This is a genomic window from Roseateles sp. FW301-B2 (assembly GCF_058788955.1).
Genome location: NZ_JBYTBE010000017.1, coordinates 41,522 through 57,636, shown reverse-complemented (window position 1 = coordinate 57,636; position 16,115 = coordinate 41,522). Strand labels below are relative to the sequence as shown.

General features: G+C 69.1%; 14 protein-coding genes. 6 read left to right on the top strand and 8 right to left on the bottom strand.

The window, feature by feature from the left end:
- The first annotated feature begins 1 nt into the window (after position 1).
- From AC3WQY_RS13375 to AC3WQY_RS13365, 3 genes are all read left to right on the top strand, one after another.
- Positions 2 to 1,123, top strand: a complete 1,122-nt coding sequence (locus tag AC3WQY_RS13375; protein WP_492709030.1) for a substrate-binding periplasmic protein — start codon at positions 2 to 4, stop codon at positions 1,121 to 1,123.
- Positions 1,124 to 1,189: 66 nt separating this feature from the next.
- Positions 1,190 to 1,591, top strand: a complete 402-nt coding sequence (locus tag AC3WQY_RS13370; RefSeq protein WP_492709028.1) for a PaaI family thioesterase — start codon at positions 1,190 to 1,192, stop codon at positions 1,589 to 1,591.
- 13 nt (positions 1,592 to 1,604) lie between these two features.
- A complete protein-coding gene (locus tag AC3WQY_RS13365) occupies positions 1,605 to 2,168 on the top strand; it encodes a PAS and helix-turn-helix domain-containing protein (RefSeq protein WP_285232699.1) in 564 nt (187 codons plus the stop codon).
- Here AC3WQY_RS13365 and AC3WQY_RS13360 read toward each other — a convergent pair.
- Both AC3WQY_RS13360 and AC3WQY_RS13355 read right to left on the bottom strand, forming a co-directional pair.
- Positions 2,154 to 3,047 carry a DMT family transporter gene (locus tag AC3WQY_RS13360; protein WP_492709026.1) on the bottom strand — a complete coding sequence of 298 codons (894 nt, stop codon included), beginning with the start codon at positions 3,045 to 3,047 and terminating at the stop codon, positions 2,154 to 2,156. The genes AC3WQY_RS13365 and AC3WQY_RS13360 overlap by 15 nt on opposite strands.
- Positions 3,048 to 3,063: 16 nt before the next feature.
- A complete protein-coding gene (locus tag AC3WQY_RS13355) occupies positions 3,064 to 3,912 on the bottom strand; it encodes an AraC family transcriptional regulator (RefSeq protein ID WP_492709024.1) in 849 nt (282 codons plus the stop codon).
- Between the two features lie 186 nt (positions 3,913 to 4,098).
- Between AC3WQY_RS13355 and AC3WQY_RS13350 the strand changes: the two genes are divergently transcribed.
- A complete protein-coding gene (locus AC3WQY_RS13350; RefSeq protein ID WP_492709022.1) occupies positions 4,099 to 4,458 on the top strand; it encodes an HU family DNA-binding protein in 360 nt (119 codons plus the stop codon).
- A gap of 112 nt (positions 4,459 to 4,570) precedes the next feature.
- Entirely contained in the window at positions 4,571 to 6,469 is a 1,899-nt protein-coding gene (locus tag AC3WQY_RS13345; protein ID WP_492709020.1) for a B12-binding domain-containing radical SAM protein, read from the top strand.
- Here the strand turns inward: AC3WQY_RS13345 and AC3WQY_RS13340 are convergent.
- From AC3WQY_RS13340 to AC3WQY_RS13315, 6 genes are all read right to left on the bottom strand, one after another.
- Positions 6,466 to 7,200, bottom strand: coding sequence for an arginine N-succinyltransferase (locus AC3WQY_RS13340; RefSeq protein ID WP_492709018.1), 735 nt, complete (start codon positions 7,198 to 7,200; stop codon positions 6,466 to 6,468). The genes AC3WQY_RS13345 and AC3WQY_RS13340 overlap by 4 nt on opposite strands.
- On the bottom strand, positions 7,197 to 8,252 hold the full coding sequence (locus AC3WQY_RS13335) for an arginine N-succinyltransferase (RefSeq protein WP_492709016.1): 1,056 nt from the start codon (positions 8,250 to 8,252) through the stop codon (positions 7,197 to 7,199). The genes AC3WQY_RS13340 and AC3WQY_RS13335 overlap by 4 nt, the downstream gene beginning before the upstream one ends.
- A complete protein-coding gene (locus AC3WQY_RS13330; RefSeq protein ID WP_285232705.1) occupies positions 8,249 to 9,247 on the bottom strand; it encodes a GlxA family transcriptional regulator in 999 nt (332 codons plus the stop codon). Before AC3WQY_RS13330 ends, AC3WQY_RS13335 begins: the two co-directional genes overlap by 4 nt.
- Positions 9,248 to 9,260: 13 nt before the next feature.
- On the bottom strand, positions 9,261 to 10,649 hold the full coding sequence (locus AC3WQY_RS13325; RefSeq protein WP_492709014.1) for a YfcC family protein: 1,389 nt from the start codon (positions 10,647 to 10,649) through the stop codon (positions 9,261 to 9,263).
- Positions 10,650 to 10,658: 9 nt separating this feature from the next.
- Positions 10,659 to 11,780: a succinylglutamate desuccinylase/aspartoacylase family protein gene (locus AC3WQY_RS13320; protein WP_492709012.1), complete on the bottom strand. Its 1,122-nt coding sequence runs from the start codon at positions 11,778 to 11,780 to the stop codon at positions 10,659 to 10,661.
- Between the two features lie 78 nt (positions 11,781 to 11,858).
- Positions 11,859 to 13,121 carry a cyanophycinase gene (locus AC3WQY_RS13315; RefSeq protein WP_492709010.1) on the bottom strand — a complete coding sequence of 421 codons (1,263 nt, stop codon included), beginning with the start codon at positions 13,119 to 13,121 and terminating at the stop codon, positions 11,859 to 11,861.
- Between the two features lie 255 nt (positions 13,122 to 13,376).
- Between AC3WQY_RS13315 and AC3WQY_RS13310 the strand changes: the two genes are divergently transcribed.
- Positions 13,377 to 16,100: a TonB-dependent receptor gene (locus AC3WQY_RS13310; protein WP_492709008.1), complete on the top strand. Its 2,724-nt coding sequence runs from the start codon at positions 13,377 to 13,379 to the stop codon at positions 16,098 to 16,100.
- Positions 16,101 to 16,115: the final 15 nt, after the last annotated feature.

Genomic DNA, 16,115 nt, shown 5'->3' with positions numbered 1-16,115 from the left:
CATGCTGCTGCGCCTCTTGCTCTGTCTTTACCTGCTGCTACCGGGCCGGCCGGCCGGCGCCGCCGAGCCCAGACCGCTGCGCATGGCGGTGATCCCGGCCTGGGGCGCGCCCTATGCGATCTTCAAGGACGGCGCGCTGGTGGGCGGCATCGACTTCGATCTGGCCCAGGCGATCGGCGAGGCGCTGCGCCTGCCGGTCCAGCATGTGCTGCTGCCGCGCCCGCGCGTGGATGCCGCCGTGGCCGCCGGCGAGATCGACCTGCGCTGCCATCTGAGCCCCGAGTTCACGCGTATGCCCGAGCAATACCTGTGGAGCAGCCCGCTGCTGGAGCTGGAGAACGTGCTGGTGGGCCACCAGACCGCCGAGGCCCTGGCCAGCCTCGAGCAGCTGCCGCGCGGCCAGGCGCTGGGCACGGTGCTGGGCTTCGTCTATCCCGGCGTCGACGAGCGCGTGGCCGACGGCCGGCTGCGGCGCGACGACACCATCGCCATCGAGCGCTCGCTGCAAAAGCTCAGCCTCAACCGCGTGCCCTACGCGATCGCCGAGCAGCGCGAGGTGAGCTGGTACCAGCGCGCCAACCCCGGGCACAACATCGCCTACTGGCGGCTGCCGCTGTTCAAGGCCGAGTTCCGTTGCGCCGTGCCCAAGAGCGGGCGCGGCGAGGCTGGTGGCGGCAGCGGCGGCGGCGGCGGCGAACTCATGCTCGCCGCCATCGAGCGGCTGCGCAGCAGCGGGCAGATCGAGCGCATCCTGGCCCGCTACCTGGTGAGCCAGCCGGTGGTGGTGAGCTCGGCGCGGAGCCCGCTGGCCCGGCTCAGCAGGCAGGAGGTGAGCGAGCTCTACCTCGGGCAGGCGCGCGCCCTGCCCGACGGCAGCGCGCCACAGCTGCTGGCCAGCGGCGGTGCGCTGCGCGACGAGTTCTACGCCAGGGTGCTGGAGCGCGATGCGGCCCAGGTCAAGGCCGCCTGGTCGCGCCTGGTGTTCAGCGGCAAGGGCCATGCGCCGCGCGAGTTCGCCGATCCGGCGCAGCTGCGCGCCGCGCTGCTGGCCAACCCGGGCGCGATCGCCTATCTGGACGCCAGCCAGGTCGATGCCAGCATGAAAGTGCTGTACGCGCCCTGATGGACACCAGCGCGGCATGCCGCGCGGCTATGCTGGCGCCTTCGCTTCCACCCAGGCCCGCCACCCATGCAGATCGAGCAGCTCCAGCAGGAAATTCCGCGCATCTTTGCGCCCTGGATCGCCCAGATGGGCCTGGAGGTGCTGAGCGCCGAGCCCGGCCGCGTGCGGTTGCGCCTGCCGGTCAAACCCGAGTTCGTGCACGTGGGCGGCGTGATGTGCGGGCAGGCCGCGATGGCCGCGGCCGACACCGCCATGGTGCTGGCCATGATGGCCACGCTGGGCGAGTTCCGGCCCATGACCACGGTGCAGCTGCAGACCAGCTTTCTGCGCCCCGTCAGCGGCACGCATTGCCTGATCGATGCCCAGGTGCTGCGCAGCGGCAAGAGCCTGGCCTTCGGGCAGATCGACATCCTGGGCGCCGACGGCAAGCTCGCCGCCCAGGCCACCACCACCTACGCCCTGCTCTGAAGACGGCGGCGCCATGGGCCTGGACTACCGCACCGCCTTCGACCTCGCACCGATCGGCCTGGTGCTGTCGGAGAACCGCCAGATCCTCGACTGCAACCGCCATGTGCTGGCGATGTTCGGCGCCGAGCGCGAGCAGTTCATCGGCCACAGCTTCGAGCTGCTCTACCCCAGCCCGGCCGAGTTCGAGCGCACCGGCGAGCGCATCGTCGCCAGCCTCGATCGCCAGGGCTATTACGCCGACGACCGCATCATGAAGCGGCTGGCCGGGCCGCGGCGCGGCGAGCTGTTCTGGTGCCATGTCTCGGGCCGCGCGCTCGACCCCCGTAACCCCCATGCCCAGGGCATCTGGAGCTTCGAGGACCTCTCCGCGCACCGCCAGCTGAAGGCCGTGCGCGCCGAGCTGACGGCGCGCGAGCGCGAGATCGCCGCGCTGCTGATCGAGGGCCTGACCAGCAAGCTGATCGGCAAGAGGCTGGCCATCAGCCCGCGCACCGTGGACGTCTACCGCGCGCGGCTGATGAAGAAGTACGGCGCCGCCACCACGCCCGATCTGGTGCACAAGCTATTGGTGGGTTGAGGCGCGGCGCTGCGCCCAGGCCAGCAGGGCCATCGCGGCCAGCACCAACGCCAGGCCCAGCAGCTGCTGGCCCGTGATGGGCTCGCCCAGCACCAGGGCCGAGAGCAGCAGGGCCGATGCCGGCATCAGCGCCGTCAGCAGCGCGGCCTGGGCAGCCGAGATGCGCGCCGCACCGGCATACCAGAGCACAAAGCCCAGCACCGTGGGCACCAGGGCGTAATAGGCAATGCCGGCCAGCGCCGCCGGGCTCATCCAGCGCCCGCCGGCCTGCGCCAGTTCCAGCGCGGCCATCGGCAGGGCCAGCAGCAGGCCGCCGCCCACCATCAGGGTGGCGAGCTGCAGCGGGTGCAGGGCCCGGCGCAGCTTCTTGTTGAGCAGGATGAACAAGGCCTCGCAGAGCACCGCACCCAGCAGCAAGACCTGGCCCCAGCCCAGGCCGATGCCCGCCTGCCGGAGGTTCAGCGCCAGCACACCCAGGCTGGCCAGCGCGATCGCCGCCAGCGTCGCGGGCGCAGGCCGCTCGCCCAGCGCCAGCACCGCGAACAGCGCCGCCACCGCCGGCAGCGTGCCGGTCAGCACGCCGGCATCGGCCGCACTCACCCAGGCCAGGCCCTTGATCAGCAACACCGTGTAGCCGACGCTGCCGGCACCGGCCTGCAGCCACAGCAGGACCTGGTCGTGCCGGTCGGGGCGCGGCAGCGCCAGGCCGCGCCAACGCAGCAGGCCCAGCAACAGCGGCAGCGCGAGCGCAAAACGCAGCGCGGTGGCCGCGAACGGCGGAGCCCCCGCCGCGATCAGCTTGCTGACCACCACCGTGCTGCCCACCAGCAGCATCGCCAGCCCGGCATAGGCCTGGCCCTTGCGTTCATCCACCATCATCGCGCCCTCCAAAGGCTCAGATGCTGGCGGACGGATGGCGCGCGGTCTTGAACGAAATTGCAGCGCGGTAGGCGCCGGGCGTGAAACCCAGGCAGCGCACAAAGGCCCGGTGCATATGGCTCTGGTCGGCAAAGCCGGCCGCGCCCGCCGCCTCGGCCAGGCCCGTGCCGCGCGCGATCAGGCGGCGCGCCAGCGCCAGCCGGTGCTGCAGCAGATAGGCGTGCGGCGGCAGGCCATAGGCGCGCGCGAAACTGCGCAGCAGCTGGTAGCGGCTGAGGCCGCTGGCCTGCGCCAGCTCGTCCAGCCCCGGCGCGCGCTGCGGATCGGCCAGCAGGCGCTCGCGCGCACGCGCCATTGCAAGCGGGGCCGCGGCGCGCGAGTGCTGCGCCATAGCGCCACAGGCCGGCAGCAGCTGGGCCAGGCTCTCCAGCAACAGGGTCTCCAGCAGCAGGGCCGAGGGCGCACCGCCCTGCTCCATCGCCATGAAGAGGCGCTGCAGCGCGCGGCGCAGGCCGGCATGGGCCAGCACCGGCGGCGTCAGCGGCACCTCGCCCAGCTGCGGCCGCAGCGCCGCGCCGCAGGCCTCGAACAGCGCCGGCTCCAGGTAGAGCATGCGCCATTGCCGGCCCTGCGCATCGAGCGCCCGGCCGTCGTGCACCTCGCCCGGATTCACCGTGATGAGCTCGCCCGCCCGCGCCTCGACCGGCCCGCGCCCGCTCGCCGAGCGCTGGCCGCCGTGCTCGATCAGGCCGATGCCATGCTGGTCGTGGCTGTGGCGCGGATAGCTGCGCGCGCCGCTCATCTGCAGCACCAGGCAACCCGGCAGGGGTGAAGGCAGCACGCGCCGCAGCTCTTGGAAGGCCATCGCGCCAGCATGCCAGCCGCCGGGCGTGCTGCCATTTGTCAGGGCGCCGCAAGACTTGACCCCGGGCAGCGGCCCACAGCGGCCTGTTCATCGATGTTTTCCCTGGTGCACGCTCAGAGCGCCCTGTTTATCGGCCACAATACGCACCGCCCGGAGCAATCGGGCTCAACCCAAAGTCATACTCGAATGAACAAGACCGAACTGATCGAACACCTGGCCTCCAAGCACGAGCTGACCAAGGCCGAAGCTGGCCGCATCCTCGAGACCCTGCTGGACGCCGTGGTCACCACGGTGAAGAAGGGCGGCGCCGTTTCCATCCCCGGCTTCGGCTCCTTCAAGCAACACGCACGTGCCGCGCGCACCGGCGTGAACCCCAGCACCGGCGACAAGATCAAGATCGCTGCTGCCAAGCTGCCCAAGTTCACCCCGGGCGCCGGCTTCAAGGCCGCCGTGGACCCCAAGGCCGCCGCTCGCAAGGCTGCCAAGGCCGAAGCCAAGCCTGCCAAGGCCGCTGCCAAGCCTGCCAAAAAGGCCGCCAAGAAGTAATCGCAATGCAGGCCGCCAGGCCTGCCGCTTGCGCACGAGAGCCCGCCAGACCCTGGGTCTGCCGGGCTTTTCCTTTGGCCTTACAGTGAAGGCCTGACCGCCCCGACCCGCCATGTCTGCCAGCTCCCTGCGCGTGCTCTCGCTCATCCCACCGATGACGCAGCTCAACACGCCCTACCCCTCCACCGCCTACCTGACCGGCTTTCTACGCTCGCGCGGCGTGCCGGCCACGCAGCAAGACCTGGCCCTGGGCCTGGTGCTCAAGCTGTTCTCGCGCGCGGGGCTGCAGGCGATGCGCACGCGCGTGCAGGCCCTGCCGGCGGCGCGCCAGACCCAGCAACTGCAGAACTTCGAGGCCCAGTTCGAGCGCTACCTGGCCACCATCGCGCCCACCATCGCCTTTCTGCAGGGCGGCGACCCGACGCTGGCGCACCGCATCAACACGCGCCAGTTCCTGCCCGAGGGCAAGCGCTTCGAGACCATCGATGCCTACCTGGCCGAGGACGGCGAGGACCCGCTGGCCTGGGCCTTCGGCGCGCTGGGCCTGCAGGACCGCGCCCGCCACCTGGCCACGCTTTACCTGAACGACCTCGCCGACGTGCTGCGCGAGGCGATCGACGAGCGCTTCGAGTTCGTGCGCTATGCCGAGCGCCTGGCCACCGCCCAGCCCAGCTTCGATCCGCTGGCCGAGGCGCTGGCGGCGCCGCCCAATCTGGTGGACGAGACGCTCGCCGCGCTGACGCTGGAGGCCGTGGCCAGACATGCGCCGCAGCTGGTGCTGCTGTCGGTGCCCTTCCCCGGCGCGGTGTATGCCGCGCTGCGCATCGCCCAGACCATCCGCGCCGCCCACCCCGAGATCAAGCTGGTACTGGGCGGCGGCTTCGTCAACACCGAGCTGCGCGAGCTGGCCGAGCCGCGCCTGTTCGACCATGTCGACTTCATCACCCTGGACGCCGGCGAACGCCCGCTGCTGGCCTTGCTGGAGCATTTGCAGGGCCAGCGCTCGCAACAGCGCCTGGTACGCACCTTCGTGCGTGTCGATGGCGCGGTGAAGTACATCAACTTCGTCGAGCCCGACATTCCCTTCGACGCGGTGGGCACGCCCACCTGGGACGGCCTGCCGCTGGGCCAGTACCTGTCGCTGCTGGACATGCTCAATCCGATGAACCGGCTGTGGAGCGACGGGCGCTGGAACAAGCTCACCGTGGCGCACGGCTGCTACTGGAAGAAGTGCAGCTTCTGCGACGTCAGCCTGGACTACATCTCGCGCTACGAGGCCGCCTCGGCCACCACCCTGGTGGACCGGGTCGAGGCCATCGTGGCCGAGACCGGCCAGACCGGCTTCCACTTCGTCGACGAGGCCGCACCGCCCAAGGCGCTGAAGGCCTTCGCTGCCGAGCTGCAGCGGCGCGGCACCAGCATCTCCTGGTGGGGCAATATCCGCTTTGAGAAGACCTTCACGCCCGAGATCTGCCAGCAGCTGGCCGACAGCGGCTGCATCGCGATCTCGGGCGGCCTGGAGGTGGCCTCCGACCGGCTGCTGCAGCTGATGAAGAAGGGCGTGTCGGTCGAGCAGGTGGCGCGCGTCACCAAGGGCTTTGCCGATGCCGGCATCCTGGTGCATGCCTACCTGATGTACGGCTTCCCGACCCAGACGGTGCAGGACACGGTGGACGCGCTCGAGTATGTGCGCCAGTTGTTCGAGAACGGCTGCATCCACAGCGGCTTCTTCCACCGCTTCGCCTGCACCGTGCACTCGCCGGTGGGCATGCACCCCGAGGCCTATGGCGTGCAGCTGCGGCCGCTGCCGCCGGGCACCTTTGCCAAGAACGACGTTGGCTTCATCGACCCGACCGGGGTGGACCACGATCTGCTGGGCAAGGGCCTCAAGAAGGCGATCTACAACTTCATGCACGGCATCGGCGTGGACGAGGATGTGCGCAGCTGGTTCCCCACCAAGGTGCCGCGCACGACCGTGCCGCGCCACAAGATCGCGCGGGCCTTGGCTTAAGGCAGCAGCCGCTCCCAGATCGGCCCACCGTCGTCGATGCGCAAATGGCTGCTGGCGGCAAATCCCTGCGCCCGCAGTGCGACCATGGCCGCCTGGCCCGCCTCCCCCACCTCACCGGCGGCGGCCTGAGCCGCCTCGCTGAGGAAGGAAAGGTAGAGAGTCTGGCGCGGCAGCAGTGCCGCGAGGTGGCTGCGCCAGGCCTCACCCAGGCGCGCCGCGGCCTCGGCCGCGTCGCCCACGTAGAAGAAGGCGCCCAGGCCCTGCCAGAACGGCGATGCCCCCTGCGCATCGCGCAAGCCGCCCAGCTCCACCACCAGGCGCGTACCGAAGGCCTCGCGCGCATCGGCGATACGGGCCAGTGCCGCCTCGATCAGCAGCCCGAACGCCACATCGGGATCGTGCAAGCCGGGTGCGCAAGCCAGGTCCGCCAGCTCACTCTCGCCGGTATGGTCGTTGCCCAGCAGCAGCGTGGCCTGGCACTGGAACAAGCCCAGCTCCTGCGCGGCGTGCACGGCGCGGCCCAGGTGGTAGCTGTAGCGCGGCAGGTCCAGACCCAAGCGTGCGCGCAACCGCAGGCAGGCATGCGGCCGCTCGTCGGCGTCGGCCAGCAGCAGCCATTGTTCGCCCTGCGCGAGCGCGGGCTGCACCAGCGCGCCGGTTTGATTGCGCCATTGCGCCAACACGGCGGCGTCGCTGGCTTCGCGCCAGGGGCGCAGGTGCAGCGCGTTCATGCGGCCCTCCCGGCGTCCGGCCACAGCGGTGAGGCGCTGAGCCTGGCACCATTCATCGCGCCGAGGCGCTGCGCCGCCTCATGACCGGGAGCCAGGTCTTGCGTGCCGGGCGGCAGTTGCGCCAGCACCGCGGCGAACTGCTCGCGCTGAGGCCTGACGAGCAGATGCCAGGCGCCCTCGCCCTGGCCTATGCCGCCCTCGCGCACGCGCAGCTCGCGCGCAAGGCGCACGCTGCGCAGCAGGGCCAGGCTGGCTTCCACGGTCGGGCCGCCATCGAAGATGTCCACATAGGTGTCGGCATCGAAACCCTCGTCCAGCAGGATGGAGAAGGGCAGCTCGCCCACCGGATGCAGCTGGCCGATGGCCCATTGCGCCGCCTCGGGCAGCAGCGGCACATAGATCGGTGAATGCGGCATCAGGTCGGCGATGAAGGCCTTGCTGCGGCCACCGGTGACGGCCTCGGCCTGCGGGTAGTCCATATTGAAGAAACGCCGGCCCACCGCGTCCCAGAACGGGCTCTGCCCGGCCGCGTTGGACAGCCCCGGGCTTTCCGCCGCAATGCGCTCGTTGAAACGCTCGGCACAGGCCTGGATGAAGAGCAGGCGCGCTCGCGACAGCAGCTGCGCCGCCGGGCCTTGCTCATAGGCCGGCTCCAGGTAGAAGGAGGTCAGCAAGGTGTAGCCGGTCAGGTCGTGGCAGAGATGCAGGGTGTGCATGCGCTGGCTCACGCCCAGCGCCGCCGAGGCGTGCACGACGAACTCGTTGCGGTAGCTGTAGAAGCGATCGTGGAAACCGGCACTGGCGGCGATGCCGCTGCTGCCCACCACCCGGCCGACGCTGCGGTCCTCCAGCACGAACAGATAGGTTTCCTCGCCGCTGGCGGCATCGCGACTGGCAAAGGCCTGCAAGGAGCGCGCAATGCGCTCGGCCAGCTTGTCGCGGTCATGCGGCAGCGAGCTGATGCCATGCTCGCTGGCCGCGGCAATGCGCTCCAGGGCCGGCAGGTCGCTCATGGCCACGGGCCTGAGCAGGAGGTCGAGGGGGCTGGTCATGGTGTGCTGTCTTTCGGCGCGCTCAACTCGCGCCAGGCCGCCGCCCGCTGGCTGCGCTCGTCGCGCGGCGTGTTGCCGAACAGGGACTTGTAGGCATGGGAGAAATGCGGCCCCGAGGAAAAGCCACAGGACAGTCCGATCTGCAGTATCGATTGGCTGGATTGTTGCAGCAGCCGCCGTGCGCGCTGCAGGCGCAGCTCGACGTAGTAGCGCGAAGGCAGCGCGTCCAGATACTGCTTGAAAAGCCGCTCCAGCTGGCGCCTCGACACCCCCACCAGGCGGGCCACCTCCTCGGTGGGCAGGGGCTCGGCGAGGTTGGCTTCCATCAGCGCCAACGCCTCGGCCAGCTTGGGGCTGCCGCTGCCCAGGCGTTCGGAGACGGCGACGCGCTGGCGCTCGCCGCCCGCGCGCGCGCGCTCCAGCCCGAGCAGCGGGGTCAGCTCCTGGCCCAGGCGCTCGCCATGCAGGCGGCTCAGCCAGGCCAGCATCAGATCCAGGCTGGCGGTGCCACCGGCGCAGCTCAGGCGCAAGGCCTGAGCCTCGCCACTGATCTCCCAGACGTGGCGCGTCCACACCACCGCCGGGTGGGCGCTCATCAGGGCGTCAGCCAGGGGCCAGTCGACAGTGGCGCGCTGGCCGTCCAGCAGGCCGGCTGCCGCCAGCAGGGCGGCACCGCCGTCCACCCCGCCCAGGGTGCAGCCGGCATCGGCGAGCTGGCGCCAGGCCAGCAACTGCGCAGGCAGCAGCGGTGCACCCTCGCCGGCCACCACGAAAAGGGCATGCCAGGCCCGCTGCTCATCCAGCGGCTCGGTCTGCAGCAGGCTGCCGTTGGCCGCGGCCACCGGGCCGCCCTGGAGCGAGACCGCATGGGCCTGGTATGCCACCTCGTTCTGCAACTCGTTGGCGAGCTGCAGCGCGTCCAGCACGCCACTGGCCGCCAGCATGGAAAAGCCAGGCAGCAGCAGAACGGCACAGGGGCGGGACGGCAGGCTCACGGGTGCACTGTACTCAACGCCAGCCGATCAGCGAGGGCACGGCCAGCAGCCCCAGCGCCATCAGCAGATAGGCCAGCTGCAGCGGCAGCATCCAGCGCGCCCATTTGCTCCAGGGCACGCCGGCCAGCGCCAGCACACCGACGGTGATGCCCGAGGTCGGGATCACCGGCGTGGTGAGCTCGCCCAACTGGAAGGCCAGGATGGCGGTCTGGCGGCTCACCCCCACCAGGTCCGCCAGGGGCGCCATGATGGGCATGGTGAGCGCGGCCTGTCCGGTGCCCGAGTGGATGAAGAAGTTGATCACCGACTGGATCAGGAACATCTTCTGCGCCGCGATGATGGGGCTGGCTGAAGCCACGAAGGGCGTCAGCGCGTGCAGCAAGGTGTCGATGATCTGGCCCTCGCGCATCAGGATCACCGTGCCCTTGGCCAGTGCGATCACCAGCGCGGTACTGACCAGGTCCTTGGCGCCATGCATGAAGGCGGCCACCCAGGCGTCGGGCTGCAGGCGCCCCACCAGCCCGACCAGCAGGGCCATCACCAGGAACAGCGCCGCGATCTCCTCGATGTACCAGTTGAAGCGGATCACGCCGAAGATCATTGTGGCCAGCGTGGCCACGAAGATCAGCAGCACCAGCTTGTGCGTGAGGCGCATGCCGGCAAAGTTCTCGAAGCCCGCCAGGTCGAACTCGCGGCGGCGCGCCTGATCCTGCTCAAAACAGGGGCTGAGCTCGGGCTGGCGCCGGATGCGCGCCGCGTACCACATCAGGAAGGCGATGGTGACGGCGGTGGCCACCAGCCAGACCAGCAGTCGGTAGCCGATGCCCGAGAACAGGGGCACGCCGGCAATGCCCTGGGCCACGCCCACGTTGAAGGGATTGAGAAAGGCGGAGGCAAAGCCGATCTGCGAGCCGACGAAGGGAATCGCGATGCCCACGATGCTGTCGTACCTGAGCGCCAGCGCCAGCGGGATGAAGATCAACACGAACGGGATGGCCTCCTCGGCCATGCCGAAGGTGGCGCCGCCCAGCGAGAACAGCACCACGAACACCGGGATCAGCGCCGCCCGCACCAAGGGAGAGCGGGTATGGGCCTTGGCGACCGACTTGATCATCGCGTCGATCGCCTCGGTCTTCTGCAGCACCGCGAAGGCCCCGCCCACGATGAGCACGAAGCCGATGATCAGCGCCGCCTCCACAAAGCCCTTGATGGGCGCCATCATCAGCGCCACCGGGCCCTGCGGCCGCCCTTCGATGGCATGGAAGGAGCCCGGCACGATCAGCTTCTTGCCGTCCACCAGCTGGGTGTCGAACTGGCCGCCGGGCACCAGCCAGGTGGCCAGGGCAATCAGCGCCAGCAGGCTGAACAGCAGCACAAAGGTATTGGGGAACTTGAGCTTCATGAGGGTGTCTCAGAGCGAGAGCAGCTTGCCGCTGCGATAGGCCTGCTGGCCGGCGATCTTGGCCACGCGCATGCCGCGTGAGGCATAGCGCCTGGCCACGCGGGCGAACAGGGTGCCGGTGACACCGGCCAGCAGCGGCGTGGTCTGATCGGTGAGAGGGTCCAGCAGCTCGGCGATCGGCTCGCCAGCCTGCACCGCATCACCCGGCGCTTTGAGGAACACCAGCAAGCCGCTGTGGGGCGCGGCGATGGGCTCGACGCCCTCCAGCGGCGTGGCCTCGCAGAGCGCTGCCGGCAGGGGCGCGGCGCGGCCGTCGACCAGGCCCTCGTACCGCAACCATTCAATCAGGGCCCCGGCATCGCGTGCCGCCAGCCCGTGCTCGACCTCAACCTCGCCGCGCAGCTCCACGGTGGCCGCAAAGCAGGCCTGCGCGATCGGAAAGCGCCCCGCGAAGTGGGCGCCGAGCTCCCACCAGATGCGCGCCACCGTCTCGTCAAAGGGATCGTCCCCGGACGCGGTGCAGGTCAGCAACGCCTGCGCACCGAGGTAACGTGCCAGCGGCGCGGCCTGCGCGGCCAGCGGCGTGCCGGTATAGAGGTGCAGCACCGCCTGGTTGTCGCAGTGCAGGTCCAGCACGATGTCGGCATCCATGGCCAGGCATTGCAGGCGCTGCTTGAGCGCCTCGGTCTCGGTGGCGGGCTGCCAGGCCTGCAGCAGCTGCATGGCGGTGCCGCGAATCAAGACCGTGTTGCTCGCCACGTCGGGGCCCAGCCGCGGCTCCAGCAAGGGAATCAGCGCGGCCGTCAGCGACTTGTAGTGCCGGTTGAAGTTGAGCCCGGTGCTGAGGTCGAAGCGTCCCAGGCTCGCGCCTTGCAGATCCTGGGCCAGGCCGATGGGGTTGGCCATCGGCACCAGCACGATCTCGCCGCGCAGCTGGCCGGCCGCCTCCAGCGCCTCCAGCTGACGCCGCAGATGCTGCGCCACCAGCATGGCCGGGACCTCGTCGGCATGCAGAGAGGCCTGCAGATAGGCCTTCTTGCCGGCGGCGCCGCGGCTGCCGAAATGCAGGCTGCGCAGGGTGCGGGTGGTGCCGGCACTGAAGTCCGGGAGTGCATGCAGCACGGTTCTCATGGGGGCGATCCTTTGGAAAGGGGGCGCGGCTGCTCCCACCGGCCGCATGCGGCAGCCGGCAGCGCAAGGCGGAAAAGTTCAGCGCGCGGCCGGGCGCAGCGGGGTATAGAGCGGTTGCGCGAACTGCACGGGCATCACGTCCAGCCGCATATTGAGCACCGTGTAGTCCTCGCCACCGAAGGCGCTGGTGGCCCAGCCCACCGTGCCCGCGCCCTTGTAGAGGCGGAATTCAAAGCCCAGCTCGGGCCGCTCGTTGCCGGCACGGACGCGCACATCCGCCGCCAGGCCGCGCAGCTCGGCATGCGGGCTGTCGATCAGATGCGCCATCGCATTTACGATGGTGGTGTCGCCCAGCATGTCCATGTAGAAGGGCTCGTTGCTGTAATAGGGCTTGAAGTCGGGCGCGGCCGGGTCGATGCGCGGCTCACGCTGTTTCAGCGGCGAGGGCGTCGTGACACCGGTCTTGAGGTCGTGACGGTCGCCCCGGTCCAGGTAGCTCAGGCGTGCGCCCTGGAGGTTGAAGGCCCCCAGCGTCGCATCGCTGCTGGCCTCGCCCAGGTCCACCAGCAACGCGCCCTTGGCGCCGATCACTTCCACGTCCTTGCCACGTATCACGGCCGCGCTGTTCTCATCCACCCCCAAGCCCAGCTTGTAGCCCTTGGCCAGCATCATCGGCAGCATGCGACCGACGCGGCCACGCTTGAGGAAGTGCTGGTCGATGAAGAGCGCGGGGCCGACAAAGCCGAGGCCGCGGTCGACTTCCCTGCCCTCGCGCAGCTGCCCCTTGAGGACCTGCAGATTGTCCTGCGCGTCGCGGAACATCTGCTCGCTCATGATGGCCGCGCCGGCGCTGGTACCGGCCACCACACCGCCGCCGCGGTAGACCTGCCAGATCGCCTTCAGCATCTCGGTGGGCTGCCCCTGGGGCTGCAAGGTGTCCACGATCAGTTCCTGCGCGCCGCCCGAGAAGAACACCCCCTTGGCACTGGCGATGCGTGCGATCAGGGCGGGATCCTGCAGGTTCTTCTGCAGGTCCGCACCCTTGAGCTTGGGCGCCACCGGAATCGCCTCGGCCACCGCACCCTGGCGTTCCAGCGCATCCACGATCAAGGCCGCCGCGCGCGCCGGATTGCCCGCGGCGGTGGCCAGCACGGCAAAGCGCGCGCCCCGCCCACCGGCCTCATCGACGATGCGCTTCCACACCGCGTCGTTATCGAACTTGAGCGCGCCGCCAATGGCGATGGCGGTCTGCGCCTGTGCGGATGCACAGGCGCCGGCACACAGCAGGGCCGCACTCAGGCGCACTGCGTTGGCCAGGGTGGTCTTGGATTTCGTCGTCATGGCCGAGATCTTGTCAGCTGCCGCCCGCCCTGCCCAGCGGGTAAGGCCCGGCCAAGCCGTGTCCTGCGCGCATTCGGCAATTGCATGTCGCATCCATGTAAGGCCGGCCCATGCTGCCTCTGCGGGGTTTATATGCATGCGACGCGCATTTATGCCGAAGCGACCGCTGCGCCGAAACCCCATAGGCAAGTGCTTCGGCCCGCTCCTAGAGTCGCCTCCAGTTTCTTCCCTCCCCATCACCACTCCGAGGCCCTCATGTCCCGATTCAAACTGCAACACCTGGCCCAGGCCAGCCTGATGCTGATCGCCACCCAGACCCTGCATGCCCAGGAAGCGCAACTGCAACGCGTGGAGATCACCGGCTCCAGCATCAAGCGCATCGAAGGCGAAGGCTCGCTGCCGGTGCAGGTGATCAAGCGCGACGACATCGACAAGAGCGGTGTCACCACCGCCGCCGAATTGCTCAAGAGCATCAGCGCCAATACCGCACCGCTGAGCGACGGCGCCAGCATCACCGATGGCACTTCGGGCCAGCGCGGCTTCAACGGCGCCAACCTGCGCGGCATTGGCGTCTCCAGCACCCTGGTGCTGCTGAACGGCCGGCGCCTGGCCAACTTCGCTTCGCCCGGCGACAACGCCGGTGTCGACCTGAACAACATCCCGGCCGGTGCCATCCAGCGCGTGGAAGTGCTGAAGGACGGTGCCTCGGCCATCTACGGCACCGACGCGATCGGCGGCGTGATCAACTTCATCACCCGCAAGGACTACCAGGGCGTGGAACTCGGTGCCTACGCCAGCGGCACGCAGGAAGGCGGCGCCGGCAAACGCACCGCCAGCCTCAGCGCCGGCACCGGCGACCTGAACAGGGACCGCTTCAATGTATTCGGCGTGCTGGACGTGCAGCAGCTCGACGCGTTGCGCTCCAGCCAGCGCCAATTCATCCAGGAGCGCCCGCTGGCCAGCACCCTGCCGGCCCTGATGTCCAGCAACACCTTCCCGGCCAATATCGACATCAGCTCCTCGCAGCGCAACGCGCTCATCGCCGCGGGCGTGCTGCCAGCGGGCAGCACGCGCACCCGCATCAATCCGGCCAACCCGGCCTGCAACACGCTCACCGATGCCACCGTGTTCGCACCCACCGGCCCGGGCGGCCCGCTGGCTTGCAGCTACGACTACATGAAGGACACGGAGATCTATCCGGAGGCGCAGAAACTCGGCTTCATCGGCCGCGCCACCTTCCAGGCCAGCGAGGATCTGCAGCTGTTCGCGGAACTGGTGCAGTCGCATGCCGAGAGCCGCTATGTGCTGAGCCCCAACCCGCAGCGCATTCGCAGCCTGCCGGTGGCGCTGCTGCCCGAGAAGTACCGCACGGTGCTGAGCGCGCCCGGCCTGCCGTCCACGTTCAGCGGCATCCGCTACCGCATGAGCGAGGCCGGCAACCGTACCAACGAGGTCAGCAGCGACGCGCAGCGCCTGGTAGTGGGCGGCAACGCCAGCTTTGCGGGCTGGGACCTGGACTTCGGCATCGCCCGCGCCCAGAACCACGCCATCGACAAGTACGTGGATGGCTATGTGCTGTTCAAGGAGTTCGACGCGGGCGTGCGCGCCGGCACCATCAACCCCTGGGCGCCATCCAGCCAGGCCGGCAAGGACCTGATCAGCAGCATCAAGGTCAACGATGAAGCCCGCAAGGCCAAGGGCGTGACCACCTCCATCGATGCCAAGGCCTCGCGCAGCCTGATGACGCTGGCGGGCGGCGATCTGGCGATCGCCGTCGGTGCCGAGTTCCGCAAGGAAAACACCAGCTTCACGCCCTCCGCGCTGCTGGTGGACAACAAGATCGCTGGTGACCGCGACACCGGGCTGGCCGCGGGTTCAACCACCGACTTGAAGGCCACCGACGACAGCCGCAAGGTGGCCTCGGCCTTCACCGAGTTGAACGCACCCCTCAGCAAGGAACTGGAAGTGCAGGCCGCGCTGCGCTACGACCGTTACAGCGAGGTGGGCTCCACCACCAACCCCAAGCTGGGCGTGCGCTGGCAACCGGAGAAGACGGTGCTGCTGCGCGGCTCGGTGGGCACGGGCTTCCGCGCGCCCTCACTGGCTGATCTGAAGCGGCCCACCACCTTCGGCTCGGCCTCCAGCTTCCTGACCGACCCGCAATGCGTAAAGCAGGAGGGCTCGATCGATCTGTGTACCGACCAATGGGCCGTGGAGCGCCGCTCCAACCCGAATCTCAAGCCCGAGAAGTCGCGCCAGTTCAGCTTCGGCCTGATCTTTGAGCCGGCACGCGATCTGAGCTTCAGCGTGGACTACTGGAACATCCGCAAGACCGATGTGATCAGCACGCTGGGCGAGCAGATCATCGTGGACAGCCCCGAGAAGTACAACGGCAAATACATCCAGCGCGATGCCGATGGTTTCATCACCAACATCCTGCTGCAAAAAGAAAACCAAGGGGTGTTGAAGACCGACGGGCTGGATCTGGGCTTCGACTGGCGGAGCGCCAAGGGCGAATTCGGCCGCTTCAGCGCCGGCCTCTCCGGCACGCTGATCCTGCACTACGACCGCCAGTTCGGCCCGCAAGAGCCCTACCGCAGCAACCTGGGTGTGTTCCTGAACGACCAGGTGGTGCAGAAGTGGCGCCACCGCATGAACTTTGGCTGGGACTTCGGACCCTATGGCCTGACCCTGAGCAACCAGTATTCGTCGAGCTACACCGACCAGAACACCACCTACGACCCGAGCAGCGACACCTTGCTGCCCTCACGCACGGTGAAAGCCTATTCACTGTGGGATCTGACGGGAAGCTGGAACGTGAGCAAGCAGTTGAAGCTGCGCGCCGGCGTGCTGAACCTGTTCAACACCGCGCCGCCCTTCTCCAACCAAGCCTACTACTTCCTGGCCACCTACGACCCGACCTACACCGATCCGAAGGGCCGCAGCGCCTTCGTGAGCCTGAACTACAGCTTCAACTGAGCGGCTGTGCAAGCG

Excerpts from the sequence above, each read along its gene's own strand:
- AC3WQY_RS13375 (WP_492709030.1), top strand. The coding sequence starts at position 2 with ATGCTGCTGCGCCTCTTGCTCTGTCTTTACCTGCTGCTACCGGGCCGG.
- AC3WQY_RS13370 (WP_492709028.1), top strand. The coding sequence starts at position 1,190 with ATGCAGATCGAGCAGCTCCAGCAGGAAATTCCGCGCATCTTTGCGCCC.
- AC3WQY_RS13365 (WP_285232699.1), top strand. The coding sequence starts at position 1,605 with ATGGGCCTGGACTACCGCACCGCCTTCGACCTCGCACCGATCGGCCTG.
- AC3WQY_RS13360 (WP_492709026.1), bottom strand. The coding sequence starts at position 3,047 with ATGATGGTGGATGAACGCAAGGGCCAGGCCTATGCCGGGCTGGCGATG.
- AC3WQY_RS13355 (WP_492709024.1), bottom strand. The coding sequence starts at position 3,912 with ATGGCCTTCCAAGAGCTGCGGCGCGTGCTGCCTTCACCCCTGCCGGGT.
- AC3WQY_RS13350 (WP_492709022.1), top strand. The coding sequence starts at position 4,099 with ATGAACAAGACCGAACTGATCGAACACCTGGCCTCCAAGCACGAGCTG.
- AC3WQY_RS13345 (WP_492709020.1), top strand. The coding sequence starts at position 4,571 with ATGTCTGCCAGCTCCCTGCGCGTGCTCTCGCTCATCCCACCGATGACG.
- AC3WQY_RS13340 (WP_492709018.1), bottom strand. The coding sequence starts at position 7,200 with ATGAACGCGCTGCACCTGCGCCCCTGGCGCGAAGCCAGCGACGCCGCC.
- AC3WQY_RS13335 (WP_492709016.1), bottom strand. The coding sequence starts at position 8,252 with ATGACCAGCCCCCTCGACCTCCTGCTCAGGCCCGTGGCCATGAGCGAC.
- AC3WQY_RS13325 (WP_492709014.1), bottom strand. The coding sequence starts at position 10,649 with ATGAAGCTCAAGTTCCCCAATACCTTTGTGCTGCTGTTCAGCCTGCTG.
- AC3WQY_RS13320 (WP_492709012.1), bottom strand. The coding sequence starts at position 11,780 with ATGAGAACCGTGCTGCATGCACTCCCGGACTTCAGTGCCGGCACCACC.
- AC3WQY_RS13315 (WP_492709010.1), bottom strand. The coding sequence starts at position 13,121 with ATGACGACGAAATCCAAGACCACCCTGGCCAACGCAGTGCGCCTGAGT.
- AC3WQY_RS13310 (WP_492709008.1), top strand. The coding sequence starts at position 13,377 with ATGTCCCGATTCAAACTGCAACACCTGGCCCAGGCCAGCCTGATGCTG.